The organism is Afipia sp. MLSD5-FHT05B12 (genome assembly GCF_058793355.1).
Genome location: NZ_JBXAFS010000003.1, coordinates 237,356 through 263,399, shown reverse-complemented (window position 1 = coordinate 263,399; position 26,044 = coordinate 237,356). Strand labels below are relative to the sequence as shown.

Sequence of the window (26,044 nt, the reverse complement as noted above, 5' to 3'; positions counted from 1 at the left end):
TTTCGCCGCAGCTAAGTCGTCAAAGTACAATTGAGACGAATACAAGTAAAAACTGAGGATAACTCGATCTATACTTGAATAAAATACGCATAAAATTTGAAATACTTGGATTTGATTCAAGTTTTATCTATTTCAGATAAGCAATTGATGTAATTGATGTTTTATGGCGCGCGCGAACGCGACCGGATCGGCCAGGCAGCCGCGCAAAATGGATCAGGGCGATACCCCGGATGCGGGTATCGCCCTGATGAGCCTCAAAAATCAGAGATTGGTAACCGCCGCTTTTTACCGGGCGCTTACGTTGTCCTCGACAGTCTCGGGAAGCTGCGCGTGTACGAACTCGATCGCGAAGCCTTCCTCGAGGTGACGGACGACCCGGGCCTGTACACGGCCGAGGGTCACGGGTTCGCCGACCAGCGGCTTGATTTCGGCGGCCAGGGCCGCGCCGGACAGTGAAAGGTCCATGATCCGGCAGGCCATCGCGCGGCCGTCGTCGAACTTGAGGATCGACATCGGGTTGCGCGGCACGATGCGGTCGTGGCGGCGGTCTTCCGGCAGATTGAGGATCTGGCGGTTGGCAAGCCAGGTGAGCTGGGCCGCGAGCTTGTCGCGCTTGCGGGGCGTCGCGCCGACCGTCATGGCAAAGCCGTTGTCGAGCAGGCGGGTGATCTTGCCTTCGACGCGGCCGATATGATCGAGATAGGCCACCACACGCTCACCGACACTGCCGATGCCGGGCGCCAGCATGGCAAGGCCGCCGGGAGACATATTGATAACCTGGCAAGGAAATTCGCGCCGGTCCGCCAGCATGTAGCGGCCGAGCAGATGAACCTTTACGCGCTGAAAGCGTCGCCGCTCCTGAGCGGACGGACGAATTGATTGTCTTTGCACCAACGCCATCATCACACCGGTCGACCGGTTTTTCGGTATGATGAACCTTACGGCGCTCACGGTTAACGATGTGTTAGCCCTAACGAAGTGCGCTGTCCTGGTGATCCGGTTCTGACATTCGCATCACCTCTTTCGCCAGCACTTTTGCGAATGTCAGAACCAAAGGATCACCAGAATCATAGTTTGCTAGTGTCCTTTCGTATCCGACGTTTGCACGGGAGCCGCGGCAAAATGAAGCAAACGTCGGATACGGGACACTAGCGCAGACCCTCGTAGACCGTCAGACCGCGGATCAGCGACCACTTCCGGAGCGCGCGCGGCCCACGCCGGTCCTGCTTCAAATGACGCCATGAGGTGAGGCTGAAGTCCTTCAGGCTGCCATAGGCCTGCGACTCCCCGAGAGGACTGAGCGGCGCGAGCAACCCGGTCATGCTGATCGGTGCGTGCGAACGGGCGCTGAACGGCAGCAGCAGCAGTTCGAGATGAATGCGCGTTCCATCAGGGGCCAGTGCCGCCGCGCCAGCAACGGTCGCCTGGGTTTCCTGGGCCACAATTCCGAGAATGTCCTGCACCTCTCCGCGATCGGCCTCGCGGAACAGGCTGAGGAGGCTTCGCCCCTTCAGATCGGCGCCGAGCAGGGCGCACATCCGGGTTCCCGCCACCCGGAACGGGTAGCCGGCGGAGGCATCGCAGGACAGCACGAAGATGTCGCCGAGCAGATGCCGAACGTGGCCGGGTTCCAGATCGCTCCGTTCGGGAGCGGCAGCGCCGGCGCGCTTCTGGTCCCAATAGGCATAGAATTCCTGGCTTGCTGGATGCTTCATGACCCGATTCCGCCCCGCGGACGACGTTGGCGGGACAGATTTGTCCCGCTTTCAGGCGCCGCGAGGCTCCTTTCTGTTGTGCGGGACTTGAGGTGCAGCGTCCATGCCGGAGCGGGGATTTGACGTTCCAGGAGCCGGGTTTGCGTTGTTAATATTAATTTAACTATGAGCTTCGTGGATCCACGCAGGACGGCTAGTGTCTGTTCACTCCAAGTTGCCGGTCTTCTCCAGGGATCGGCGGTTGCGAACTCAAGTTGAATACAGGCGGCGGAAAACGATCTGGTCGTTGTACGGGGAGGGGTGGGGATACCCGGAGCGTGAAGCAGCGCTCCTACTCGGACAGTCCGTACAAAAAGACCGGCGAGACCAAGGGAGGGCCTTCAAGCCCTCCCTTTTTCTTTTCCGAACCAGCCCTTGCGCTTGCGCCGCCCCGCCAAAGCCGCCTATCTCAGAAGAACGCTCGCTTTTTCCGGATATTGTGTGCCCTTGGACTCTCCTGAATCGCCCCGCGAACCGATCCTGACCATTCCGTTCGGGATGACAGCCATTCTTGTCATTATGGCTGTGGTCCATGGCGTGCGCGCCCTGTTGCCGCTCGCCACCGATCAGGAGGTGATCTGGACATTCGGCTTCGTGCCCGCACGCTACGATGCATCGGTGCTGGCCGGGCAATTTCCCGGCGGCGTCGGAGCGGAAATCTGGACGTTCCTGACCTACGCCTTCCTGCATGCGGATATCACCCACATCGCCTTCAACATGTTGTGGATGCTCCCGTTCGGCAGCGCGGTCGCGCGCCGGTTCGGCAACGCGCGGTTCTTCGCATTCTTCGCCGTGACCGCGATTGCAGGCGCGTTCGCGCACCTCGTGACGCATCAGCACGAGGTCGCGCCGATGATCGGCGCATCCGCCGCTGTGTCGGGCATGATGGCTGCGGCCATCCGCTTCGCTTTCCAGCACGGAAGTTTCCTGTCGTTCCGGCGCGGCGATGCGGAAGCCGCGGCGCGTGTCCCCGCGCTTTCGCTGGTGCGGTCGTTGCAGAACTCGAGTGTGCTGGGATTCCTCGCCGTCTGGTTCGGCCTCAATATCATCACCGGCCTCGGCGCGATTGCCATCGGGGCGTCGGCACAGAGCATCGCGTGGCAGGCGCATATCGGCGGCTTCATCGCCGGTCTGGTGTTGTTTTCATTGTTCGATCCGGTGCCGCGCGCGATTGTGCAGGACAACAATGCTGGCGTTTTGCCGCCTGCGTCAGACTGACCCGCGCCCGTTGCTTCTGGCTGCCCTGCGCAATACCTGCCGTCTTGCGAGCAGGTGGTATTTGCTCCATCATCCGGGCAGATGTTGGAGGTGCGAGAAACCAATCAGACGATACGTTGTTTGACTCGACAGCAGAATTGAAAGCCGCGCCGCGCACGACTTCAACGCGACGGCTCGCGGCCGAAGTTTCGGGAGACTAAAATGACGGTTCGAGCAGTTCTGGGTAACAAGGGTCACCAGGTGATCAGCGTGTCGCCGGACACCAAGCTTTCGGCGGCGATCAAAATCCTCTCCGAGCGCCGCATCGGCGCTGTCCTGGTGATGAGCGGCCAGAAAATCGACGGCATCCTCTCAGAGCGCGACGTGGTGCGCGTGCTTGGCGAACGCGGAGCAGGCGTGCTCGAAGAGCCGGTTCGCAGCGTGATGACGCCGAAGGTCATTACCTGCCAGGAAACCGATACCGTCGGCGCGATCATGGAAGTCATGACGTCCGGGAAATTCCGGCATCTGCCTGTCGTTGAGAACGACAGGATCGTCGGTCTGATTTCGATCGGCGACGTGGTGAAATGGCGCGTCGCCGAATACGAGCGCGAGCAGGAAGCGCTTCAGGACTACATCAAGACGGCGTAGGCGATCGTTGATCGCGTCATCCTGAGGTGCGAGCCGCGTTTGCGGCGAGCCTCGAAGGATGCGCGCCGTCCTCCTTCGAGGCTCGGGCTTCCGCCCTCGCACCTCAGGATGACGGCAAACATCCCTTATAAATGCTACGGCTGCGTCGGCTGCGCGGTGCCCGGCGTCTGATTGGTCGTCGGGCTCAACAGGCTGATCGCTTCCTGAATCGATTCGATGTTGCGTTCAGCCGCGCGCACGCCGTGGTTGATGATTTCCTCGGCGCGGTGGAAGTCGAACCATCCGACCTTGCCGACGCGCGGCGAGATCAGGACATCCGGCGGATCGCCCGCAAGGCGCGAGCGCGTGATGCGATCCTGCATGATGTTGAAGGCTTCGACCATCACGGTCGAAATTCCCGGACGTCCGGCGCTGCCGAAGAATTCACGTTTCACGGTTTTTTCGGCCGAGAAGAACTTTCCGAACCCGCGCTTCCCGGGCACCGCAGGCTCAGCCGGCGGCTCCGGCTCCACATCGGCCTTGCCGTGCGCGGAAATAATGGTGCCGTGTCCGAACACGTCGGTCGAAACATTGCAGGCGATCACGATTTCGGCGCCGAGCGCGCGCGCGGCCGACACCGGCACCGGATTGACCAGCGCGCCGTCCACCAGCCAGCGCTCGCCGATCAGCACCGGCTCGAAAATACCGGGCAGGGCATAGGACGCGCGCACGGCATCGACCAGCTTCCCGTTCGTGATCCAGATTTCGTGACCCGTATTTACTTCGGTGGAGACTGCCGCGAACTTCAGCGATAGCTCGTCGATGTAGGTGCCGCCGAACGTCGCTTCGAGCTGGGCCGCGAGCTTGCTCCCGCCGATCAGGCCGGAGCCGTTGAGGCGAATGTCGAGATAGCTGAAGATGTTTCGCGGCAGCAGTCCCCTGGCCCAGGTCTCCAGCGTGTCGAGATGACCTGCGGCATAGGAACCGCCGACAACCGCGCCAATGGAGGTGCCGACTACGATATCCGGTACAATTCCATTGGCGAGAAGTGTGCGGAGAATGCCGATATGGGCGAATCCACGCGCCGCGCCGCCGCCGAGCGCGAGGCCGATCGTCGGTTTTCTGATTACGGGCGCTCCCAGCTCCATCTTGTTCCTTGCGCCGTTCTGCCGAAATCCAATTAAACTCTCGAGCAACGCATATCTCCTGGGGGCTGATAACAGCGAATCGGTCGCCTTTGACCGGATATGGTCATCAGAACGCGAAATGGGTGTGATTGTGCCGTGGACACGCGTCCCGCGTAATCAGGAAATGTGACTGTAGCGCGGCCTGTCCCCGCGCAGAAGGCGTTATTCTCCCCAGGACAGCCCTTGAGGGCCGTCAAGCATGTTGTCAGGCTTGAATTTGCCTCGTTTTCGGTGAAAAACCTCCGCCATGACAGCCCCCGGACACCGCCGCAGGATAGCCGTGCGCGACGCGCGCACCGGCTCGCTTGATGCTTTGTGCCGTCACGCACTGGCATCGCTCGGTGTGCTGGCGTGGCTGGTCGTGTGCGTAGCGCCGCAGCCCGCGGCCGCCCAGTTCATCGGCGATGCGCCGCCGCCAATTCCTCCGGCCAATGTCCCCGTGCTGCCGACGCCATCGGGCCCGGCGATCAGCCTCGCGCCGCCGTCCGGTCCCGCCGCGACGCCGGGATTGCCCGCAACCCTCACTCAGCCTCCGGTCACCACGGCCACGCCGCCGCAGCCCGCAGCGACCCCGGCGCAGGGCGTCCTCGCGCTCAACGCGCGGTTTGGAAAGGACCTGCCGGCCGTCTCCAGCGGCGTGGTGTGGCGCGTCTATTCCGACAAGCCGGACGCCAGCGGCGCGTTCCAGCTTGTGCGTGAAGATCGCAGCCCGACGCCGAACATTGTTCTGGCGCCCGGCGGCTATGTTGTTCACGCTTCGCTCGGCCTGGTAAGCGCGGTTCGTCCGGTCACGCTGCGCAACGACACGCTGCGTGAGCAGTTCGATCTTCCCGCGGGCGGACTGCGCATCGAAGGCCGCGTCGGTACCAGCAAGATCCCGCAGGGACAGATCACGTTCTCGATTTACAAGGGCAGCCAGTTCGAAGTCGGCGAGCGTGCGCCGCTGGCACAGAATGTTGGCGCGGGCGATGTGTTGCTGGTGCCGGAAGGCACCTACTACATCATCTCGAACTACGGCGACGCCAATTCGGTGGTGCGCTCGGACATTCGTGTGCAGGCCGGCAAGCTGACCGATGTGACCGTGACGCATCGCGCGGCGGTCATCACACTCAAGCTGGTGAGCGACAAGGGCGGCGAAGCGCTGGCCAATACGGCGTGGTCGGTGATTACGCCCGCCGGCGACGTCATCAAGGAATACAACGGCGCGTTCCCGAAGGTGATCCTTTCGGAAGGCGAGTATCGCGTGATCGCGAAGAACGAAGGCAAGGTGTTCGAACGCCCGTTCAACGTCAGCAATGGCGTCGACGGCGAAATCGAAGTCGTCGCGCGGTAACACCGCTGTAGCAAAAACGTCATAGTCTCTAAGCCGCACTAACCATCAGACCACTTAGAACTTTCACAAATCACACATCGGCTGCATCGGCGCGCGTCGTTTACGCGGCCTTAAGCGCCCCTGCATTGGATACCGCCCGCTGACACGACAGAAAGCCGTGTCGATCGGGTGGGGTGCGTTGTGGTTGCCATCGCGAAGTCAAAGAAGACAAATCCGGAATTGTTCAGCGACGTTTCGGTTCTGCGCCGCAAGTGGCAGGCAGCTCTCAAGCCGGGAAAGGATTTGCCGTTCTTTGAAGACGTGATGCTCGGCAGCCTTGGCCGCCTGGCCGATCATGTCATGCTCATCAAGGACGAGGCCGCGCAGTTCAAGGTTTCGCGCGCCGGACGGTATGCCGAGCAATGGCTTGAGACCGACGCGTGGGATACGGCGCTCGATGCGTTCCCGCCGGACTGCGCGCTGATCCTGAGCGAAGCGGTGGCGAATGCGCGGCGGAGCCGCAAGCCGCATCTGGCGGCCGCTCACCGTGTCCGCGACGGTCTCGTTCAGATTTACGATGTTCTCGCGCTTCCAGTGGCCTCGCGCTGGGGCGGGACCATGACCAGCGTTTACGTCAACCAGCGCGGTCTGCAATACAGTCTGCTCGACGCCATCTTCTGCGCGACGGACGACGGCATCCTCTCGCTCGCGACAATCCGCGACGCCGATGGCCAGCCCGCCGATTTCCAGATCGTCCATCTCAATCAGGCAACTGCGCGTCTGCTCAAGCTGCCGCCGGACGAACTGCGCTGGCGCCGGTTGAGCGCTGGCGCGCACGCATTGTGCTCGCCGCGGGTTTTCGAGCGGCTGCGCGCCGCGGTCAAAGGCGGAATGAGCGAACAGTTCGAGGTGAGCGATGACGAAAGCACGCTGAAGATCAGCGCGGCGCCGGTTGGCGACCTGCTGTCGCTGTCGCTGACCGACGTCACGGATCTCAAGCGCCGCGAACAATCGTTCCGTCTGCTGTTCGACAGCAATCCGATGCCGATGTGGGTGTTCGACGTCGAGACGCGGAGATTTCGCAACGTGAACGACGCGGCCCTCAGCCACTATGGTTATGACCGTGCCACGTTTCTTTCCATGGAACTGCATGACCTCTGGCCCAGGGACGAGTGGGAAGAACATTCCCGCGCGCTGGTCGGCATCGGCGACGTTTACAACTCCGGCCGCAACTGGCGGCATCTGAAAGCCGACGGCAGCGAGATCGAGGTGCTGACATTCGGGCGCCGCGTGTCGTTCGAGGGGTGCGACAGTTTTCTGGTGTCGGCCGTCGACATCACCGAGCGGCGCAAGGCGGAAGCCCGCATCGCCTACATGGCGCATCATGACGGACTGACGAATCTCGCAAATCGCGTGATGTTCCAGGAGCGTCTGCGGCACGATCTGGAACGCAGCTATCCGGTCAACAAGCGCGTCGCCGTGCTTTGCATCGATCTGGACCTGTTCAAGAACGTCAATGATTCCTTCGGTCATCACACCGGCGACAAGCTGTTGACGCTGGTGGCGGCGCGCCTCGCGGCGGATGCGCGCCAGGACAGTCTGGTGGCGCGGCTTGGCGGCGACGAGTTCGCGATGATCCTCGGCGGAGACATGCCGCCAAACGATGTCAGTGCGCGCGCGGTCGAGATCATCGAGACCCTGAGCGAGCCTTATCAGATCGACGGCCTTGAAGTCGTGATCGGGGCCAGCATCGGCATCGCGATCTCGCCCGGCGATGGCAGCACCGGCGAGGAGCTGCTCCGCAATGCCGATATGGCACTGTACCGCGCGAAGTCCGAAGGCGGCGGCGTGCATCATTTCTTCGAGAAGGAAATGGACCGCCACGCGCAGATGCGCCGCGACATGGAGATCGATCTGCGCCGCGCATTGGCGACCGGCGAATTCCAGCTTTACTATCAGCCGCTGGTCGATCTCGCGCTGGACCGCATTGTTGCCTTCGAGGCGCTGCTGCGCTGGCATCATCCGGTGAAGGGCATGGTTTCGCCTGCCGACTTCATTCCGGTCGCCGAGGACATCGGCCTGATCGTTCCGCTCGGCGAGTGGGTCTTGCGCGAAGCCTGCATGCAGGCGGCGGCGTGGCCGTCTGATATCAAGGTCGCCGTCAACCTGTCGCCGGCGCAATTCCGCAGCCGCAACCTCACTCAGGCCGTGTTCAGCGCACTCGCGCAATCGGGCCTGTCGCCACTGCGGCTGGAGCTGGAAATCACCGAGTCGATTTTCCTGGCGGACAGCGAGGCCAATCTCGCGACGCTGCATCAGTTGCGCGATTTCGGCGTCCGCATCTCGATGGACGATTTCGGCACCGGCTATTCCAGCCTCAGCTATCTTCGCAGCTTTCCGTTCGACAAGATCAAGATCGATCGCTCCTTCGTGCGCGACCTTGCGGAGCGGCCGGATTGCGCCGCGATCGTGAGGGCGATATCGAGTCTTGGCCGCAGCCTCAACATTTCGACGACGGCGGAGGGTGTCGAGACGCTGGATCAGCTCGACCGGCTGCGCGCCGAAGGCTGCACCGAAGTCCAGGGCTTTCTGTTCAGCTCCGCGCGTCCGGCATCGGAGATCGGCGCGTTGCTCGGGAAGTTCGGAGACCGCGCGACAAAGGCTGCCTGAGCTAGAATCTCGTCACGATATCGCCAAGCGAAGGACGCGGGCGGTCGTCGGTCGGCCGCTCGGCCTTGCCGATGTGGATGAAGCCCGCGATTTTCTCGTCCGCGCTCAAGCCCAGCGCGTCAAGCACGTCGCGGTCGAACGCCATCCAGCCGGTCAGCCAGTTCGCGACATAGCCGAGCGCGTGAGCGGCGTGAACGATGTTCATGGCGCTGGCGCCCGCCGAGAGTTCCTGTTCCCACAGCGGCACCTTGGGGTGTTTCGATGTCTTGCTCACCACGGCGATGACGAGGGGAGCGTGGGTGAATCGCTTCTTCTCGGTTTCGACCTGATCCGGCGTCGCCGTCACGTTCTTGGCGCGAAACACCTTGGCGAAGATATCGCCGGCCTTCGCGCGCGCATCGCCTTCGAACACGATGAATCGCCACGGCACGATCTTGCCGTGATCGGGCACCCGCGCGCCGATGGTCAGGATGGTTTCGAGTTCGGCGGGCGAGGGGCCGGGGCCGGTCATCTCAAGCGGCTTGAGCGAGCGGCGCGTCTTCAGAAGATCGAGTGCATCGGGCATGATTCATTCTTTCGTCATGGCCGGAATTATTCCGGCCATCCGCGTCTTCTTCTAATTAGTAAGACGTGGATGCCCGGGACAAGCCCGGGCATGACGACTTACTTTAGAATTCCTCAGGTCTAGCTTTGCGCGCGCTTCAGGTCCGGCGGCATCGCTTCATACGCCAGCGCCTTGAGCGCTTCGTCGAGCGGCAGCACGGTCTGACCCTCGCTGCCGAGGCGGCGGATCGAGACCATGCGGCCTTCGGCTTCTTTCTTGCCGACCACGAGCAGGGCAGGAACCTTCGCCAGCGAATGCTCGCGCACCTTGTAATTGATCTTCTCGTTGCGAAGATCGATCTCGGTGCGCAGACCGGCCTTGCGGCAGGCGGCCAGCACTTCACGCGCATAGTCGTCGCCATCGGAGGTGATGGTGGTGACGACCGCCTGCACCGGCGCGAGCCAGAGCGGGAAGTGACCGGCGAAGTGCTCGATCAGGATGCCGGTGAAGCGCTCCAACGATCCGCAGATGGCGCGGTGAATCATTACCGGCGTCACCTTGTTGGAGTGATCGTCGATATAGAACGCGCCGAACCGGCCCGGCAGGTTGAAGTCGACCTGCGTGGTGCCGCACTGCCATTCGCGGCCGATGGCGTCGCGCAGCACGTATTCGAACTTCGGCCCGTAGAACGCGCCTTCGCCGGGGTTGATCGAGGTCTTGATCCGGTTATGGTCCTGCGCCTTGATCTGCTCCAGCACGTTGGTCATCACCGTCTCGGCGTGATCCCACGCTTCATCGGAGCCGACGCGCTTTTCAGGCCGCGTCGAGAGCTTGACCGTGAGTTCGCCCTCGAAGCCGAAGTCGGCATAGGTCGACAGGATCAGGTCGTTGATCTTGAGGCATTCCTCGGCAAGCTGGTCCTCGGTGCAGAACACATGCGCGTCGTCCTGCGTGAAGCCGCGCACGCGCATCAGCCCGTGCATGGCGCCCGATGGCTCGTAACGATGCACGATGCCGAACTCGGCAATGCGGATCGGCAGTTCGCGATAGCTCTTCAGGCCGTGCTTGAAGATCTGCACGTGACCGGGACAGTTCATCGGCTTGATAGCGAACCAGCGCTTGTCTTCCGCCTCATCGCCGGCCGACTGCGCCGCGAACATGTTCTCGCGATACCACTCCCAGTGGCCGGAGGTTTCCCACAGCGACTTGTCGAGCATCTGCGGCGCGTTGACCTCGTCGTAGTCACCCGCGAGGCGGCGGCGCATGTAGGCGATGATGGCCTGGAACACGGTCCAGCCCTTGGCGTGCCAGAATACGACACCGGGGCCTTCTTCCTGGAAATGGAACAGGTCCATCTCGCGGCCGAGGCGGCGATGGTCGCGCTTTTCGGCTTCCTCAAGCTGCTTGAGGTATGCGTCGAGCTCTTCCTGTTTGGCGAACGCGGTGCCGTAGATGCGCGTCAGCATCGGATTGTTGCTGTCGCCGCGCCAGTACGCGCCCGCGACCTTCATCAGCTTGAAGGCGTTGCCGACCTTGCCGGTGGACGTCATATGCGGGCCGCGGCAGAGATCGAACCATTCGCCCTGCTTGTAGATCTTCAGCGACTGGTCTTCCGGAATGGCATCGACCAGTTCGATCTTGAAGGCCTCGCCCTTGTCGGCGAACACCTTCTTGGCGCGGTCGCGCGACCACTCCTCCTTGGTGAAGGGCGCATCCCTGGCGATGATCTCGCGCATCTTCTTTTCGATCGCGGCGAAGTCTTCCGGCGTGAACGGTTCGTTGCGGAAGAAGTCGTAATAGAAACCGCTGTCGATCACGGGACCGATGGTCACCTGGGTGCCGGGCCACAGCGTCTGCACGGCTTCCGCCAGCACGTGCGCTGCGTCGTGCCGGATCAGCTCCAGCGCGCGCGGGTCGTCGCGGTTGATGAATTCGATCTTCGCGTCGTGCGCGATCGGATCGGCAAGGTCACTCACCACGCCGTCCAGCGCCATCGCGACGGTGCGCTTGGCCAGCGAGGGCGAGATGCCCTTGGCGATGTCGAGGCCGGTGGTGCCTTTGGAAAATTCGCGCTGCGCGCCGTCGGGGAAGGTGACTTTCACCTTGCTGGATTCGACAGGCTTCAGATTGGCGAGGCTGTACTTCAATGCGGGCGCGGAAGGGTCTTTATCGGGCATTCTGTTCTCCTGTGGCTCACTCCTGCGAACGGGCGCAGGTAAGCGGTAAGGGGAGGAGATATAGCAGCGGAATCAGGCCGTGCAATCCTGATATCCCGCGAAGACCCCGACCTCGGGAGCGTCGCATACGCTGGTGACAGTCGGCCGATGTGCATGCCTTTCATGCAATTGCATTTAACTGCTCGTGTGCTAACAACGCGACGTGAGACGTTTCGCCCCCACGGCATTGATGCTCGGCAATTTCGTCACCGGCGTGAGCATTCTCGCGCCTGCAGGCATGTTGCCGGAGCTGTCGCAGGAATTCGGCGTTTCGATTCATGAGGCCGGACTTCTGATTACCTTTGGCGCGATCGTGCTGTGCATCGGCTCGCCGGTGTCGGCATGGCTGACCAGTGCCTTCGACCGGCGGATTTTGCTGTCGGTGACGGTGGCGATCATCGCCGCGGCGCAGTTCGCGTCCATGGTTGCACCGAACTACGCGACACTGATGGTGATACGCCTTGTGATGCTGGCGGTCGCCGCGCTGTTTACGCCGCAAGCGGCGGGCACGGCCGCGCTGATGGTGCCGCCGGAGCGGCGCGGCAGCACGATGTCGTATGTATTTCTCGGCTGGTCGCTGGCGCTCGCGGTGGGGCTGCCGCTGATCGCCTATGTCGCAAGCCATATCGGATGGCGTGTCGCGTATTGTGGCATTGGCGTCCTCGCGCTGTTGAACCTGGCGCTTCTTGTCTGGCGGCTTCCTGCGAAGCTCATCGGTACGCCGGTCGATCTCAAGACGTGGGGCGATCTCATACGCAATCCTCTGATTGCGCTGCTGGTGATCATTACGGTCTTGCAGACGTCCGGGCAGTTCGTGGTGTTCACCTATCTCGGACCGCTGTTCGCGAAGCTCGGCGGCAGCGCCGGGCTTGCGATCATCGCCTTCGGCATCTACGGCGTCATGGGCTTCATCGGGAACGTGATCGCCAGCCGTGTCGTCGATACATGGGGCGCCTACCGGACATCGCTGACGGCGATTGCAATGCTGCTGGCTGGAATTGCGATGTGGGCGCTGGGCGCGGGCATCGTGCCGGTCATGCTGGCGTCGATGGTTCCATGGGGCATGGCGTTCTCATCGGCCAACTCGATGCAGCAGGTCCGGCTTGCCAGCGCGGCACCGATATTCGCCAGCGCCACGGTGTCGCTGAATACGTCGGGGCTTTATGTCGGCCAGGCTATCGGTTCGGGTATCGGCGGCTTCCTGTTCGCGCACGAGATGTATTATGCCGTCGGCTATGTCGGTGTCGGCTTCCTCGTGCTGGCGCTGATCACGGTGTTTATCTCGCGGCGATGACTTAGCCGCCGTCGTTGACGCCGCGCCATCGCGCGTAACGCCACGGCAGATACCAGCGCGCATCGGCGCGGAGGGTGCCCGGTACGTTGTCGATCCCCGACGTCCCCCACGGCTGACAGCGCAACAGCCGCGCCAATGTCATCCAGCCGCCGGCCCACAACCCGAACCGCGCAATGGCTTCGTCGCCATAGACCGAGCAGGTCGGCAGGTGGCGGCAGTTGAAACCGACCAGCGGCGATAGCGTGTGGCGATAGATCCAGATCAGGCCGCGTCCGGCATTGCGCGGCAGATTTCGGACCCCGCCGGCGCAATCGGGACATCGTGCCGAATGTTTCATGTCAGTGCCTCAAGGGCTGTCGCGTCGGCGTTGCAGAATGTCAGCCGGGTTCCGTGACGGTTTTCCCGGCGCGTGCCGGAATTGCCGTCGCGCAGATGATGAGTTCCCGCGCAGGGAACCGCAACATGCTGTCTTTCACGCCACAGTTCCCCAACTATCGCATGATTTTGACTGCGCCGCAGCAAAAGTCGAATGGACGCGAATCCTTCATGCGGATACGTTTTTCATAACGTCCGTGTGACAGGGGTAGTCCTTACGGGTTGGGGCCGATACCGTTGTCGATCGGGGCGGGGAAGGAACCACGTTGTTCGTCGTGAGGTCGCTGCTATGGGGCGGCTTGGCGCGGCTTTGCGCCACTGCCATTTGTCTTGCGCTGCCTGGCTCCGCCACGCTCGGCGGGACGGTCGGCGCATCCACGACTCTCGAAGAACGCAAGCTTCCGATGAATTTCAAATGGCATGCGGCGCAGCCTGCATGTGCGCAGGATTGCGCCGGCTGGATTGGCGCCGTCGGCGTCATCACATCCGACACGCCTGCGAAGTTCGAGGAGTTCTCGAACGGCCGCGATCTCAAGGGCAGTACGGTGGTGCTCGATTCCAGCGGCGGGTCGGTGCTCGATGCCATTGCACTCGGACGGCGCTGGCGCGGTCTCGGCCTGCGCACCACTGTCGGCATCGTGATCGAAAAGGAGATCACGGGCGGCGTCGCGCGCGACCTCGTGCCTGATGCCTATTGCGAGTCGATGTGCGTGTTCCTGCTGCTGTCGGGCAAGACCCGACATGTGCCCGCGGGCGCGCATGTGCGTGTGCATCAGATCTGGATGGGCGATCGCGCCGACGACGCAAGGGCAGCGAGTTACTCCGCCGACGACCTGATGATTGTCGAACGCGATATCGGCCGCCTCGCGAAATACACGTTCGATATGGGCGGCACCGGCGACCTGCTGTCGCTGGCGCTCAGCGTCCCGCCGTGGGAAGCGTTGCACCGGCTGTCGGCGGATGAACTGCGCCTGACCAATCTCGTCACGATGGATGCTGTCGCGGACATCAAGAAGCTGTCCGACGATGTCGCGGGAAGCGTGACGCCGAAGGCGCAGGGCCGTGTCGTTAACGTGCCGGCGGTTCCGGTGATCTCCGATGTCCCGGAAAAGAGCATGCGCTCTGCTCCGGGGACCAGGACGGCGGAAGCGCATGCCCCGACCGGCGGCGCGGCGCCCGCTACCGCGGATCCGAAGTAATTCCGTTAGCTTTGTGCCGGGGCGAGGGCGCCTGCGGCTTTGGCCTCGATCTGGCCGACGGCATCCACCACCGCATCGAAGGTCAGCAGGGTCGAGGCATGGCGCGCCTTGTAGTCGCGCACCGGCTCCAGCATGGCGACATCCGCCCATTTGCCCTGCGGTGGTGCGCCGTTTTCCTTGAGCATCCTGCGCACGGTTTCGCGCAACTCGCGCAGCTCGGCGGCGTTGGAGCCGATCACATGGCGGGCCATGATCGAGGAGGAGGCCTGGCCCAGCGCGCAGGCCTTCACGTCATGGGCGAAATCGCTCACCACGCCGTCCTGCATCTTTACGTCGACTTTGACGGTCGAGCCGCACAGTTTGGAATGGGCGGTCGCCGAAGCATCCGGGTCGGCAAGCCTCCCCAGACGCGGAATATTGCCCGCCAGTTCGATGATTTTCTTGTTGTAGATGTCATTCAGCATGGCGGTCGAATTTCGCTCTTGCATGAGACCCTTAGTGTCCCGTATCCGACGTTCGCTTCACTCTGCAGCGCCTTTCCGAGCGAACGTCGGATGCGAAAGGACACTAGAAAACTATAATTCTAGTGATCCTTTGGTTCTGACATTCGTAAAAGATGCCTGCCGGGAGGTAATACGAATGTCAGAACCGGATCACTAGTCGCACCCCCGCTCTTGGCGGTCGCGGCCCTGAGCCTATATAATGACCACGATGCAGGAATAAACCGCCTGCATTTCAGCAATGCACGGAAATATAGACGATTTTCCTGCGATTTGCTGCAATCATGCAGGCTAGGCGTCCGGCGGGTGAGTATTGCCGCCGCGGCTGACCGGTGACACTCCGGCCCTCCGTCGAGGTTACCATGGACCAGGGCCGGTCGAACGGAGACGAAATGGACGCGATCATCAAGCCAATCCGCACCGGCAAGCCGGCGGAAAAATCCGAAATTCCTGCTTCCGACTACCTGGCCTCCGCCATCAACCCCGAACTCATCCGTCCATCCCGGGACGAGGCTGAGGCGGCGGCGAAGACGCTGCTGGCCTATATCGGGGAGAACGTGAACCGCGAGGGCCTGCTCGATACGCCGCGCCGGATGATCGAGGCCTATGACGAACTGTTTCAGGGCTATTCCCAGTGCCCGGCTGAAATCCTCGACCGCACATTCGGCGAGACGGCGGGCTACGACGATTTCGTGCTGATCCGCGACATCGCCTTCCATTCGCATTGTGAGCATCACGTGATGCCGTTCTACGGCAAGGCGCACATCGCCTACGCCCCGGTGGACCGCGTGGTCGGCCTGTCGAAGCTCGCGCGGCTGGTCGATGCTTTCGCGCATCGGCTTCAGACCCAGGAGCATCTCACCGCGCAGGTGGCCGGTGCGATCAACGCCATCCTCAAGCCGCGCGGCGTCGCGGTGGTGATGGAAGCCGAGCACACCTGCATGTCGGTGCGCGGTATCGCCAAGGAGGGCGCGAAGACCCTGACCACGCGCTTTACCGGCGTGTTTCAGGACAATCCGGACGAACAGGCCCGTTTCCTCAACATGGTGCGTGGCGTATAAGGCCTCCTTTCCGAGAGGCCTTGCGCCTTCTCTGCAAAGGACACCGACGTGACCGCTGCTTCATCACACACCCACTCGCATGACATCGAAGAGGGGCTGACGTTTCAGCCCAAATTCGACGCGTCCGGCCTCGTGACCTGCGTCGCCACCGACGCCGCCTCCGGCGACGTGCTGATGGTTGCACACATGAACGACGAGGCGCTGCGCAAGACCATCGCCAGCGGCGAGGCGTGGTACTACAGCCGTTCGCGCAAGAAACTCTGGAAGAAGGGTGAAAGCTCGGGTCATGTCCAGCGTGTGATCGAGATGCGGATGGACTGCGATCAGGACGCGGTGTGGATTCGCGTCGAGCAGACAGGCGCTGCCTGCCATACCGGCAGGCGCTCGTGCTTCTACCGCGCTGTCACCGGCGCGGGGGGCGAGGCGAAGCTGAGCTTCGTCGACGCCGACAAGGTGTTCGATCCGGCGAAGGTATATCGGTGAGTTCTAATCGTCATCCTGAGGTGCGAGCCGTCTTCGGCGAGCCTCGAAGGATGACAACGCCGCCGTCGCCCTTCGAGGCCTTCGCTTCGCTACGGCACCTCAGGGTGACGGCTAATCGCCGTTAACCCTTCGTTAACCATAAATGCGGCACGCTGGTTCAGGTTCCTGGGGAGCGGGCACCGAACATGGCTGTCGATACTTCAACCATAACCACCGGGCTGGATTCCGCGCGCGCGAAAATCGCGGGCACGATCAAGAATGCCGCCAGCGCGACCGGCGCCAGCTTTGAATATCTGATCTCGGCGGCAAAGATCGAATCCAACCTCAACCCCGGCGCGCAGGCCTCAACCTCGTCGGCGCGGGGACTTTATCAGTTCATCGAGCAGACTTGGCTCGGCACGGTGAAGGAGGCGGGGGCCGCCTTCGGCTTCGGCAAATACGCCGACGCGATCTCGAAATCACCCTCGGGCCGGTATTCGGTGAGCGATTCCTCCACACGCGAGGAGATCCTCAAGCTGCGCGATGACCCCGCCGCCAACGCCGCCATGGCCGGCGTACTGACGCAGTCCAACAGCTTCAAGCTGACCGGCATGATCGGCCGCCGCCCGACCGACGGTGAACTTTACATGGCGCACTTCATGGGCGTGAGCGGCGCATCGCGGCTGATTTCGGGCGCGGAGGACAATCCGCGCGCCTCCGGTCCTGCGATGTTTCCGAGCGCCGCCGCGGCCAACCGCTCGATCTTCTACAACCGCGACGGCAGCGCGCGCAGCGTCTCGCAGGTCTATTCGGTGCTGACATCGCGCTACGATGCCGCGGCGAATTCCCAGACGGCGCGCACGGCGATGGCCGCGGCCGGGGTCACGCCCGGACAGCCGCGCACAGCGGCGGCGCCTGTCGACAACGCCGCGTATCTCTCGAGCTTTCCGCAGGTTCGTACCCCTGCCGATGCGCCAACCCAGGTCGCATCGTTGCAGACGCCCGCCCAGCCGGTTTTTCGTTCGCTGTATCAGACCGGCGATCGCCCCGAGCCGGTGTCCAACACCGTGCGCGAGCTGTGGGGCAACAACACATCGCTCACGAACCCGCTGCCGGCGGGAGCTGCCGCCCGGACGGAGGCTCCGCAGGGGCTTGGGTTGTTCAGCGATTCCACCGGCGTTTTCAGCGGCTAAGTCCAAACCCCTCCAATCGTCATGCGCGGGCTTGACCCGCGTATCCATCTTCAAAAGATTCCTCCAGCGCGATGGATTGCCGGGTCAAGCCCGGCAATGACAATCTGGACGCGTCGCCGGTTCGTGCCCTTCAACACAAGGCCTGCCCCTTGATCTACGCTTTCGTCCTCATCGTCGGCCTTGCGGCCGGCATCCTCAGCGGCATCGTCGGCACCGGGTCGTCGATCATGCTGCTGCCGGTGCTCGCCTATGCGTTCGGGCCGAAGCAGGCGGTGCCGATCATGGCGATCGCCGCGATCATGGCGAACCTGTCGCGGATCATGGCATGGTGGCGCGAGGTCGATTGGCGGGCGGTCGGAGCCTATTCAATTCCCGCGGTGCCTGCCGCCGTGCTCGGCGCGAGAACGCTGCTCGCGCTGCCGCCGGGCGTTGTCGATATCACCATCGGCGTGTTTTTGATTGCGATGATCCCGCTGCGGCGCTGGATGGCGGCGAACAGCTTCACGCTCCCGCTCTGGTCGCTGGCAATCATCGGTGCGGCGATGGGCTATCTCACCGGCATCGTCGCATCGACCGGGCCGATGACCGTGCCGATCTTCATGTCGTATGGTCTTGTCAAGGGCGCGCTGCTCGGAACGGAAGCCGCCGGTTCGCTGGCGATCTACATCACCAAGGCCTTGACGTTCCGCCGGTTCGACGCGTTGCCGCTCGATGTGATCCTGAAGGGGCTGATCGCGGGGTCGTCGCTGTTCGCCGGCGCGTTCATCTCCAAGCGTTTCGTGATGCGGCTCGATCCCGATTCCTTCCGCCTCTTGATGGACGGTCTGATGCTGGTCGCGGGCCTGTCGATGTTCTGGAGTGCGGTCTCACCCGGTTAACAAAACCTCAACAAACGCAGCCGTTTATGGTGAACGTTTTCTTAAGTGTCATGGTTTACGGTTCGTAACAGTGGCGTCGCGTCGCGATGCCTTGGCATGTTGCGTAAGCCGGAACACCCATGATCGTTCGGCAGTTTATTAGTTGGGTTCGTACAGCTCCCGCAGGGGAGCGTGCAGAGGCGACGCGGTGTCTGGCCCGCGCCTGGCTCATTTCCGATTTGTCGGAAGATGATCGCGCCGCCGCGGAAGGCGCGCTCCTGATGCTTCTCGACGATGCCTCGCCGCTGGTGCGGCAGGCGATGGCGGAAGTTTTCGCGCACTCGCTGGATGCGCCCGCCGCGATTGTCGCGGCGCTCGCCATCGATCAGGCATCGGTGGCGATTCCGATCCTCGAACATTCACCGTTGCTGCTCGACTCCGATCTGGTCGACATGGTCGCGACCGGAAACGCCGAAACGCAAAGCGCCATCGCGCGCCGTTTCGATCTGCCGCCGTCGGTCTGCGCGGCAATCGCCGAAGTCGGTTGCGCGTTGTCGGTGCTGGAGCTGATCGAAAATCGCGCGGCCCAGCTGGCGGATTTCTCGCTGGCGCGCATCGCCGAGCGTTTTGGCCATCTCGCCGCGATCCGCGAATCCCTGCTGACGATGGACGAACTGCCGGCCGCGATCCGGCTCACACTGGCGCAGAAATTGTCCGACACGCTGACGCAGTTCGTCACCGCGCGCGACTGGCTGAACCCCGATCGCGCCCGGCGCGCGGCGGGTGAGGCGATGGAGCGCTCCACGGTCAACATCGCGGCCCAGACGCGTGGTGCCGATATGGCCGTGCTGATCGGTCATCTGCGATCTGTCGGCCAGCTCAATGCAGGGTTGATCCTGCGCGCGCTCCTGTCGGGCAACATCGAGCTGTTCGAGGAATCGCTGGTCGAGCTGTCCGGCCTGCCGCGCAGCCGTGTGGCTGCGATCGTCCATGATCGCGGCGGCGCCAGCCTGAACGCACTGCTCGCGAAAGCGGGCCTGCCGGAATCGACCTATCGCGCCTTCCGCGCGGCGCTCGACGCTTCACATGAAATTGGTTTCGTCGGTACCGTCGCCGGCGCGACGCGGCTGCGCCGCCGCATGGTCGAGCGTGTGCTCACCCAGTGCGAAACCGCCGAAACGGTGTCCGAGCCGCTGCTGATCCTGCTGCGGCGCTTTGCGATGGAATCGGCGCGGGAAGAAGCGCGCCTGTTCTGCGACGAACTCGCGGCCGATGACTTTATCGGCACACTCAATGCGCATGTTGCCGAAGAGGCAGGCTACGACGCCGACGAAATTGACGATGCGGCTGGTGCTTATGAAGCCGATGATACATACGGGTTGTCCGAGGCGGACGACACTTATGAAGCTCACGATGTCGATGATGTGCGCGCGGTTCAGCCGCGATATCACGATCATATCGAGGCCGTCCACTATATCGATGATTGTGCTGCGGATGAATACACGGCGCGTGATGCGTATGCGGTGGTGAATTCCGATCCGCTGTATCGTCACGAGGTGCAAGCCGAGGATTATTCTCCGCGTGATGACGTGTCCGTCCAGACCTATGTCGACGCCGCCATGGATCGGTATGACGGATACGACCGCTATGAGGATTACAGCTACGACCAGCGCATCGCGGCGTGATCTTTTGAGGCTAAATCGTCATCCTGAGGTGCGAGCACTTGCGAGCCTCGAAGGATGACGGTGAGATTCGGATTTCTTCGCCGCGCATCCTTCGAGGCTTGCCGAAAACGCGGCTCGCACCTCAGGATGACGCGCTATCGTACGAGATGGATCCGGCCTTAGCCGGGACGACATCGCAGTCGTTCAGCCTTCCGGCACGATGCTCGGTGACATCACCGCTTCGAGATGTTCCGGACGATCGCGGTTGACGTGGATCAGATACTCGTCGGCCACGCCGCGCAGCTTCTTGCTCAGTTCGTCCGCCATGCCGACGGCCTCGATCCGCGACTGCTCGCGATAGATCGCCTGAATGGCGTTGACGTGGTGTTTGATCAGTTCGCCCGGCACCTGAGCGAGATCCGGCGCATGTTCGATGATCCGGCACAGGCTTTCCGCCGCCGCAGCCGCGGTGGGGAAGCCGAACGTCGCGGCGCCGCCCTTGATGTCGTGCGCCGCGCGGAACAGTTCCTCGCGGTTTTCGCCGTTCAGCCCGTCGCGTGCGATTGCGGCATAGGCCGCGCTCAGCCGATCGCACTCCACCTGCATCCAGTTGTTGAACTCGCCGGACAGGCTGGCGAGCGCCTGTTCGGCCCGTGCGACCGGATCGTCGAGGTCCTTCTCTTCGGAATACCGCACCATCTTGCGCAGCGGATTGGGCTGCGAGATGATCTGATGATCCGCGAAGGTATCGACCTTGATCTCGGCTTGCGGCTTGCGGGCCATGGGTGCTCCTAGTTTCCGGAACGGGCTTTGTCGAGCAGCGAAGGCTGCTGCATGACTTCGGCTTTGCCGCCGGTGCGCCGCTCGACGCCGATATAGGCGGCATTGGTGTTGCGGCGGCGGTCCGGTCCGAAATAGTTCTTGGTCTTGATGAAGGGCCGGGGATTGGCCACGACATTGAGGATGCGCTGGTAAAGCCCTTTCGCGGAAATCGGCTTCGCCAGGAATTCAGTGACGCCGGCATCGCGCGCCACCATGACACGGCGCTTCTCCGAGTGGCCGGTCAGCATGATGATCGGCGCGTAGGGATTGCCCACGCCGTCGGGCTGACGGATCATCTGCGCGAGTTCCAGCCCGTCGAAAATCGGCATCGACCAGTCGGTGATGACGATGTCGGGGACATAGTGGGAGTACATCTCGAGCGCGGTCGCGCCGTCTTCCGCCTCATAGACTTCGCGCGCGCCGAACGAATGCAGCAGCGTGCGCAGAATACGCCGCATATGCGCATTGTCGTCGCACACCAGAAACCGCAGCTTGTTGAAATCGATAATAAACATGCGCAGCCCGAGATGGCGCACCCGGAACAGGGTACACCTCGCATTAACTATATGCGGGTGCCCGTTAACGAATGGTTATCCAAGAGGAGGCAGGTCGCCTTGCTTCACCTCTCCCGTGGGGAGAGAGAGTTGATCTGCCCGGGAATCCAGGCGCGTGCCCTAGAACCCGAACTGCTCGCTGAGAATGCGCTCTTCCAGGCTGTGGCCGGGATCGAACAGCATGCGGATCGAAATGGTCTTGTCCGCGATGATTTCGACCCGTTGCACGTCGCGGGCCTCGTCATGGTCAGCGACGGCGGCGACTGGCCGCTTGTCGGATTCGAGAACCTCGAACACGACGAAGGCAGTGTTTGGCAGCAGCGCGCCGCGCCAGCGGCGCGGGCGGAACGGGCTGATCGGCGTCAGGGCGAGCAGGGCCGCATTGATCGGCAGGATCGGGCCCTGTGCCGACAGATTGTAGGCAGTCGAACCGGCGGGCGTGGCCACCATGATCCCGTCGGAAATGAGCTCGGCCATCCGCTCGTGCTCATCGACCAGGATGCGCAGCCGCGCGGCCTGATGGGTCTGCCGGAACAGCGAGACCTCATTGATGGCGTGATGGATATGCACCTTGCCGTGAACGTCGGTGGCACGCATCAAGAGCGGGTTGATCACGGTGAGCTTCGCGGCTTCCAGCCGTTCGATCAGCGAGTGCTGGCTGAACTCGTTCATCAGGAAGCCGACGGTGCCGCGGTGCATGCCGTAGATCGGGATGCCGGAGCGCATGTGCCTGTGCAGCGTTTGCAGCATCAGCCCGTCGCCGCCCAGCGCCACGACCACGTCGGCCTTGTCGGACGGCTGGTTGCCATAGGCCGCGGTGAGCTGGGCGAGGGCCTGCTGGGCCTCATCGCTCGGGCCTGCCACGAAGGCAATCCGCTCATATTTTCTCGGCTTCGTCATATCCGGATCAGCCCCTGGGCACGCATGCACGAGGTCGTGACGCGCGGGCTTGGTCTATACGAGGTTTTCCGGTGTTGTCGAGGCGCGATCGGCCGCGCAAAACAGCCCCGCGCGGCCGATATTCAGCCGGCGGGGCTTGATCTGCCGGTTAGCCAGGGCGGCTAACCGATATCTCCGGTCAGTATGAGGTCCGGCCGCTGGTCAGGGCGGAGGCCAGCGACTGATACTCGGCGCTGTCGCGGCCCGCGAGGGTTTCGATCCTGGCGAGGTGGTGCTTCGCCTGTTCGCGATTGCCCTGTTCGACCTGCCACAGGCCGTAATACTGCCAGGTGCGGACGTGGTTCGGATCCGCCTTCAAGGCTCGCTCATACCAGACGCTGGCAAGCTCGTAGTTGCCGAGCTTGCGATACGAATAGCCGATCAGGTTGGCGACATCGGCGCGGTCGTCCTGACCGAGCGCCTTGAGCTGCGGAATAGCGGCGGCGTAGTCGTTCCGCTCATAGATCGTGGCGTAGGCGGTGCGATAACCCTGGAGGAAGGCGGGGTCCTCGACCGACGATTTCTTGTCGTCTTTCTTCTTGTCCTTCGGCTGCGATTTGGTGTCAGAAGCGGGAGGCGAGGGTGTATCCGAGCCTGCGGCCTGCACCTGGCTGATCACGGGTGCCGTAACGAACGCCGAAAGAAGAAGTGCCAGAGAAATCTGCCTGATGGTCAAGTTGCTCATGCGTAGCCTCCGTTGATCTGCAAGGTCGATGCTATACCGACTTGTCGGTTTAAACACCCGGTCGGTTCAAACATTCCCGCGACTGCCGGCCATAATTCCGGCGGCTTTCAGCCGGTTTCGGACGTCCGCACATGTCCAAACTGTCATTCAGATGAACGAAAGCCATTGGTGCGCTTCAGATTGAGTTCAGCGCGGCGGTCCTAGCGTTGTTGCGACGATCGGCAACCCGGCCATCTGACCGGCCACACCGGATCGCATAACGACAGGAGAGACCCATGCTGAAGATCATGTCTGCCGCCCTTGTCGCGGGTTCGATGATTGTCGCGCCTGCCATGGCCGCCACCGTCATGAAGACCGAAACGGCGCCCGCCGCGAAGTCCGAAACGTTGAAGCCGTCGGTCGCGAACGCCAACGCGAAAGTGAAGGCGAAGAAGGTCAAGCATCACAAGGTACACAAGAAGACCAGCGCCGTCGTGAGCAAGAAGCACATCTCGTCCACGGCGCCTGCGAAGCACATCGCCGTGCAGAAGAAGGGCTGATCCCTTCTTCAATGATATTTCCGTGACCGCTATTGCATAGCCCCCGCATCGAAGCGGCTCATGGAAAGAAGAACGGCCTGCGGATCATCGCGAGATGAGCGCAGGCCGGGCTGTTTTGCGGCAGTTCTTCTGGAATCAGAACGTCATGCCGGCTTTCACCAGGAACATCCGGCCGGGAAGCGGGTAGATCGCGTAAGAGCCCGGCGTGAACGCGCTGGCGATGCCGTAGTCGTAATACTGGGCGTCGAACAGGTTGATAACAGCAGCCGACCAGAAGAAGCGGTCGATCTCGCCGCTCAGCTTCAGGTCGATGGTTGCGTTGGCACCAATCAGGCCCTGTGTGTTGGCCTGATCGTTGTCGAGACGGCGGCTGCTCCAGAAGCGTGCGCTGGCATCGAGCACGGCGTACTTCTGCCAGATGTTCCATGTGAATCCGGCACTTCCGGAAAGCCGTGAAACAAGCGGCACGTCCTTTCCGGCAAACTGGCCTTCCTCGAACACGGCGCGCGTGTAGGCGAAACCGCCTTTCAGTCTGAAAGATTCGTTGATGCGCAACGAGGCCTGGGTCTCGGAACCATAGCGATGCGTCGGATCGAGGTTGTAGTTGAAGAACGCAGCCGGATTGAAGTGAATCTCGTTCTTCAAGTGCATGTCGTAGAAACTGGTCTGAATGTCCAGCGGCCCACCGTGAATACGAATGCCGCCTTCGACGTCGTAGGACGTTTGCGTTTTCAGCTCGAAGTTTTGCGGAATCGGCGGAAATGGGAAGGCCCCTCCGAACGCCGGTCCGGTGACGACGCGCTCATCCACATTGGGTGTGCGGAAAGCTCGCGCAGCGCGGCCGAAGACGGCGAAATTCTCGTTGAAGCGATGTTCGAGCCCGACATGCAGCGCGTGGTTGGTCTCGTCCTTGTCGAGAGGCGTCGCCTGAGCCAGCAGACTGCCTGCGGGCGCGGTGGGATCGTACCTATCGCGTGCCTTCAGGCTGAGTTGCTGGATGCGTCCGCCGTAGGAGAAGTCGGTGCTCGGCAACAATCCCAGCGTTTGCTGCCAGTAGCCGGCAATGGTCTGCTGCGAGAGATTGTAGACGTGATTGGGCGGATCGGAGATCGTGTACTGACGGTTCGAGCTGTAGCGCGCATCGTAGTAGTCGAGGCCGGTCAGGATGTTCGACGTCACGCTGCCGAACGTGTTCTTCATGCTGAGGCGCGGCGTGATCGACCACGTTGTCAGATCGGAGTCGACATAGGCGTAAGGAAAACGATCGCCCGGAAACGACAGCACATAGTTGGGATCGCCGAAGAAACCCGCCTGCTGCTTCTTGTTGCGGACGCCGCCATCGACGATCAGCTCCGCGCCCGCCCACAAGGATTTTGTGAAACCGGCAGTGGCGTTGACGCCCTGCTTCTTGCCGTAGTCGTTCGGCGTGCTCGTTCCGCGCAGATCGAGCAACTGGTTGGTGAAGGTGAAAAAGTCGAGGGTGTACATGTTCGCGCGCGTGCCGGGAAAGCCGAGCTGCTGCCGGTCGCCGGACAAATTGAAAAATGCGCTGAACTCAGGCGTGGAGTAGCGGATCTCGCCGACCCCATTCTGCTGGTCGAGTTTGTTGTTCTTCCGGTATCCGTCCGAATGAACGGCGTTGCCGAACACTGCGGACGACCATGGTCCCGAATTGGTGCTGAACGAGCCATTGCCTTCGCGCTGCCCGTAAGAGCCCACACCGCCCTCGATGCGCCCCGCGATCGGCTTGCCGATGCCTGCACCGGTTTTGGTGATGATGTTGATGACGCCGCCGACGGCGTTGTCGCCGTACAGCACCGCACCGCTGTTGCCGCGCGTGATCTCGATGCGCGCGATCGATTGGATCGGAATTGTCGACAGATCGACGCCCTGAAGGTCGGCCTCATTGAGGCGGCGGCCGTTGATAAGGAACAATGTGTTGGACGACGCAAAGGCGCCGAACCCGCGAAGATCGACGACGGAGCCGGTACCGTTCACAGCCCCATAGAGATTCGTAAGCTGCACGCCCGGAATGGTCGCGAGCACATCCTGAATCGTCTGGTTGGGAGAACGCGCGATGTCTTCCGCGGTGATAACGCTGGTCGATGCGCCGATAATGCCGCCATAGAGACGGCTGGCATCGACGTTGATCGGCGGCAACGCGCCGCCATCCTGCGCGCGGGCAGGGGTTACAAGCGCGGTGCCCGCAAGACACGCCGCTGCGAAGGAGAGTCCGAGCGTCGCCGCCGGAAAGAGAGATTTAGAAGAATGAGTCACTATGAAGCCCCGCCGATGCATGTGATCGCGGAGGCGCGGTGAAAACGCGCAGACATGACGGCCGGCGGCAGGTTGCTGCCTCCATACGTTCCGTCCTGACTGAGGAAACAGGC

Annotated in this window: 24 protein-coding genes; 12 read left to right on the top strand and 12 right to left on the bottom strand. The window is 62.3% G+C overall.

Annotated elements, in window-relative coordinates:
• Nucleotides 1-285 precede the first annotated feature (285 nt).
• Nucleotides 286-900 carry a PilZ domain-containing protein gene (locus tag AC1Q6J_RS05970; protein WP_492278401.1) on the bottom strand — a complete coding sequence of 205 codons (615 nt, stop codon included), beginning with the start codon at nucleotides 898-900 and terminating at the stop codon, nucleotides 286-288.
• Nucleotides 901-1,148: 248 nt separating this feature from the next.
• Nucleotides 1,149-1,715 carry a PAS domain-containing protein gene (locus AC1Q6J_RS05965; RefSeq protein WP_492278400.1) on the bottom strand — a complete coding sequence of 189 codons (567 nt, stop codon included), beginning with the start codon at nucleotides 1,713-1,715 and terminating at the stop codon, nucleotides 1,149-1,151.
• A 486-nt stretch (nucleotides 1,716-2,201) separates the two neighbouring features.
• Here AC1Q6J_RS05965 and AC1Q6J_RS05960 point away from each other — a divergent pair, with 486 nt between their 5' ends.
• Together AC1Q6J_RS05960 and AC1Q6J_RS05955 are read left to right on the top strand one after the other, a co-directional pair.
• Nucleotides 2,202-2,972, top strand: coding sequence for a rhomboid family intramembrane serine protease (locus tag AC1Q6J_RS05960; protein ID WP_492278399.1), 771 nt, complete (start codon nucleotides 2,202-2,204; stop codon nucleotides 2,970-2,972).
• 201 nt (nucleotides 2,973-3,173) lie between these two features.
• Complete coding sequence (locus tag AC1Q6J_RS05955; RefSeq protein WP_492278398.1) at nucleotides 3,174-3,602, top strand: CBS domain-containing protein; 429 nt, start codon at nucleotides 3,174-3,176, stop codon at nucleotides 3,600-3,602.
• Nucleotides 3,603-3,736: 134 nt separating this feature from the next.
• Here the strand turns inward: AC1Q6J_RS05955 and AC1Q6J_RS05950 are convergent, their stop codons facing one another.
• Nucleotides 3,737-4,777, bottom strand: coding sequence for a patatin-like phospholipase family protein (locus tag AC1Q6J_RS05950; protein ID WP_492278397.1), 1,041 nt, complete (start codon nucleotides 4,775-4,777; stop codon nucleotides 3,737-3,739).
• Between the two features lie 238 nt (nucleotides 4,778-5,015).
• On the opposite strand from AC1Q6J_RS05950, the gene AC1Q6J_RS05945 reads away from it, so the two are divergent.
• A complete protein-coding gene (locus tag AC1Q6J_RS05945; protein WP_492278396.1) occupies nucleotides 5,016-6,101 on the top strand; it encodes an RgsD C-terminal domain-containing protein in 1,086 nt (361 codons plus the stop codon).
• A 180-nt stretch (nucleotides 6,102-6,281) separates the two neighbouring features.
• On the top strand, nucleotides 6,282-8,750 hold the full coding sequence (locus AC1Q6J_RS05940) for a putative bifunctional diguanylate cyclase/phosphodiesterase (RefSeq protein ID WP_492278395.1): 2,469 nt from the start codon (nucleotides 6,282-6,284) through the stop codon (nucleotides 8,748-8,750).
• Nucleotide 8,751: 1 nt separating this feature from the next.
• Here the strand turns inward: AC1Q6J_RS05940 and AC1Q6J_RS05935 are convergent, their stop codons facing one another.
• Together AC1Q6J_RS05935 and thrS are read right to left on the bottom strand one after the other, a co-directional pair.
• A complete protein-coding gene (locus AC1Q6J_RS05935; protein ID WP_492278394.1) occupies nucleotides 8,752-9,315 on the bottom strand; it encodes a nitroreductase family protein in 564 nt (187 codons plus the stop codon).
• A gap of 119 nt (nucleotides 9,316-9,434) precedes the next feature.
• Complete coding sequence (gene thrS / locus AC1Q6J_RS05930; RefSeq protein ID WP_492278393.1) at nucleotides 9,435-11,471, bottom strand: threonine--tRNA ligase; 2,037 nt, start codon at nucleotides 11,469-11,471, stop codon at nucleotides 9,435-9,437.
• 229 nt (nucleotides 11,472-11,700) lie between these two features.
• Between thrS and AC1Q6J_RS05925 the strand changes: the two genes are divergently transcribed.
• Nucleotides 11,701-12,804 (top strand): MFS transporter, encoded by a 1,104-nt coding sequence (locus tag AC1Q6J_RS05925; protein WP_492278606.1) that lies wholly within the window; start codon nucleotides 11,701-11,703, stop codon nucleotides 12,802-12,804.
• 1 nt (nucleotide 12,805) lies between these two features.
• Here AC1Q6J_RS05925 and yidD read toward each other — a convergent pair whose 3' ends face one another.
• On the bottom strand, nucleotides 12,806-13,141 hold the full coding sequence (yidD, locus tag AC1Q6J_RS05920) for a membrane protein insertion efficiency factor YidD (RefSeq protein ID WP_492278392.1): 336 nt from the start codon (nucleotides 13,139-13,141) through the stop codon (nucleotides 12,806-12,808).
• Between the two features lie 304 nt (nucleotides 13,142-13,445).
• Between yidD and AC1Q6J_RS05915 the strand changes: the two genes are divergently transcribed.
• Nucleotides 13,446-14,378 (top strand): COG3904 family protein, encoded by a 933-nt coding sequence (locus tag AC1Q6J_RS05915; RefSeq protein WP_492278391.1) that lies wholly within the window; start codon nucleotides 13,446-13,448, stop codon nucleotides 14,376-14,378.
• A 5-nt stretch (nucleotides 14,379-14,383) separates the two neighbouring features.
• Here the strand turns inward: AC1Q6J_RS05915 and AC1Q6J_RS05910 are convergent, their stop codons facing one another.
• A complete protein-coding gene (locus AC1Q6J_RS05910) occupies nucleotides 14,384-14,842 on the bottom strand; it encodes an iron-sulfur cluster assembly scaffold protein (protein ID WP_492278390.1) in 459 nt (152 codons plus the stop codon).
• A gap of 428 nt (nucleotides 14,843-15,270) precedes the next feature.
• On the opposite strand from AC1Q6J_RS05910, the gene folE reads away from it, so the two are divergent.
• The 5 genes from folE to AC1Q6J_RS05885 all read left to right on the top strand — a co-directional run bounded on the left by folE (nucleotide 15,271) and on the right by AC1Q6J_RS05885 (nucleotide 20,136).
• On the top strand, nucleotides 15,271-15,939 hold the full coding sequence (gene folE / locus AC1Q6J_RS05905) for a GTP cyclohydrolase I FolE (RefSeq protein ID WP_492278389.1): 669 nt from the start codon (nucleotides 15,271-15,273) through the stop codon (nucleotides 15,937-15,939).
• Nucleotides 15,940-15,987: 48 nt separating this feature from the next.
• Entirely contained in the window at nucleotides 15,988-16,422 is a 435-nt protein-coding gene (hisI, locus tag AC1Q6J_RS05900; protein ID WP_492278388.1) for a phosphoribosyl-AMP cyclohydrolase, read from the top strand.
• Between the two features lie 185 nt (nucleotides 16,423-16,607).
• A complete protein-coding gene (locus AC1Q6J_RS05895) occupies nucleotides 16,608-17,594 on the top strand; it encodes a lytic transglycosylase domain-containing protein (protein WP_492278387.1) in 987 nt (328 codons plus the stop codon).
• Nucleotides 17,595-17,743: 149 nt separating this feature from the next.
• The gene (locus tag AC1Q6J_RS05890) at nucleotides 17,744-18,472 is read left to right on the top strand and encodes a sulfite exporter TauE/SafE family protein (protein ID WP_492278386.1); all 729 of its coding nucleotides are present in this window, start codon (nucleotides 17,744-17,746) and stop codon (nucleotides 18,470-18,472) included.
• Between the two features lie 119 nt (nucleotides 18,473-18,591).
• On the top strand, nucleotides 18,592-20,136 hold the full coding sequence (locus AC1Q6J_RS05885) for a DUF2336 domain-containing protein (protein ID WP_492278385.1): 1,545 nt from the start codon (nucleotides 18,592-18,594) through the stop codon (nucleotides 20,134-20,136).
• Nucleotides 20,137-20,319: 183 nt separating this feature from the next.
• Here the strand turns inward: AC1Q6J_RS05885 and AC1Q6J_RS05880 are convergent, their stop codons facing one another.
• From AC1Q6J_RS05880 to AC1Q6J_RS05865, 4 genes are all read right to left on the bottom strand, one after another.
• Complete coding sequence (locus AC1Q6J_RS05880) at nucleotides 20,320-20,898, bottom strand: Hpt domain-containing protein (protein ID WP_492278384.1); 579 nt, start codon at nucleotides 20,896-20,898, stop codon at nucleotides 20,320-20,322.
• Between the two features lie 8 nt (nucleotides 20,899-20,906).
• Complete coding sequence (locus AC1Q6J_RS05875) at nucleotides 20,907-21,452, bottom strand: response regulator (protein WP_492278383.1); 546 nt, start codon at nucleotides 21,450-21,452, stop codon at nucleotides 20,907-20,909.
• A 159-nt stretch (nucleotides 21,453-21,611) separates the two neighbouring features.
• A complete protein-coding gene (locus AC1Q6J_RS05870) occupies nucleotides 21,612-22,391 on the bottom strand; it encodes an NAD kinase (RefSeq protein ID WP_492278382.1) in 780 nt (259 codons plus the stop codon).
• A 178-nt stretch (nucleotides 22,392-22,569) separates the two neighbouring features.
• The gene (locus tag AC1Q6J_RS05865; protein WP_492278381.1) at nucleotides 22,570-23,115 is read right to left on the bottom strand and encodes a tetratricopeptide repeat protein; all 546 of its coding nucleotides are present in this window, start codon (nucleotides 23,113-23,115) and stop codon (nucleotides 22,570-22,572) included.
• Between the two features lie 275 nt (nucleotides 23,116-23,390).
• On the opposite strand from AC1Q6J_RS05865, the gene AC1Q6J_RS05860 reads away from it, so the two are divergent.
• Nucleotides 23,391-23,654, top strand: coding sequence for a His-rich protein BRANT (locus AC1Q6J_RS05860; protein WP_492278380.1), 264 nt, complete (start codon nucleotides 23,391-23,393; stop codon nucleotides 23,652-23,654).
• 135 nt (nucleotides 23,655-23,789) lie between these two features.
• On the opposite strand, the gene AC1Q6J_RS05855 is transcribed toward AC1Q6J_RS05860, so the two are convergent.
• Nucleotides 23,790-25,952 (bottom strand): TonB-dependent receptor, encoded by a 2,163-nt coding sequence (locus AC1Q6J_RS05855; RefSeq protein ID WP_492278379.1) that lies wholly within the window; start codon nucleotides 25,950-25,952, stop codon nucleotides 23,790-23,792.
• Nucleotides 25,953-26,044 lie beyond the last annotated feature (92 nt).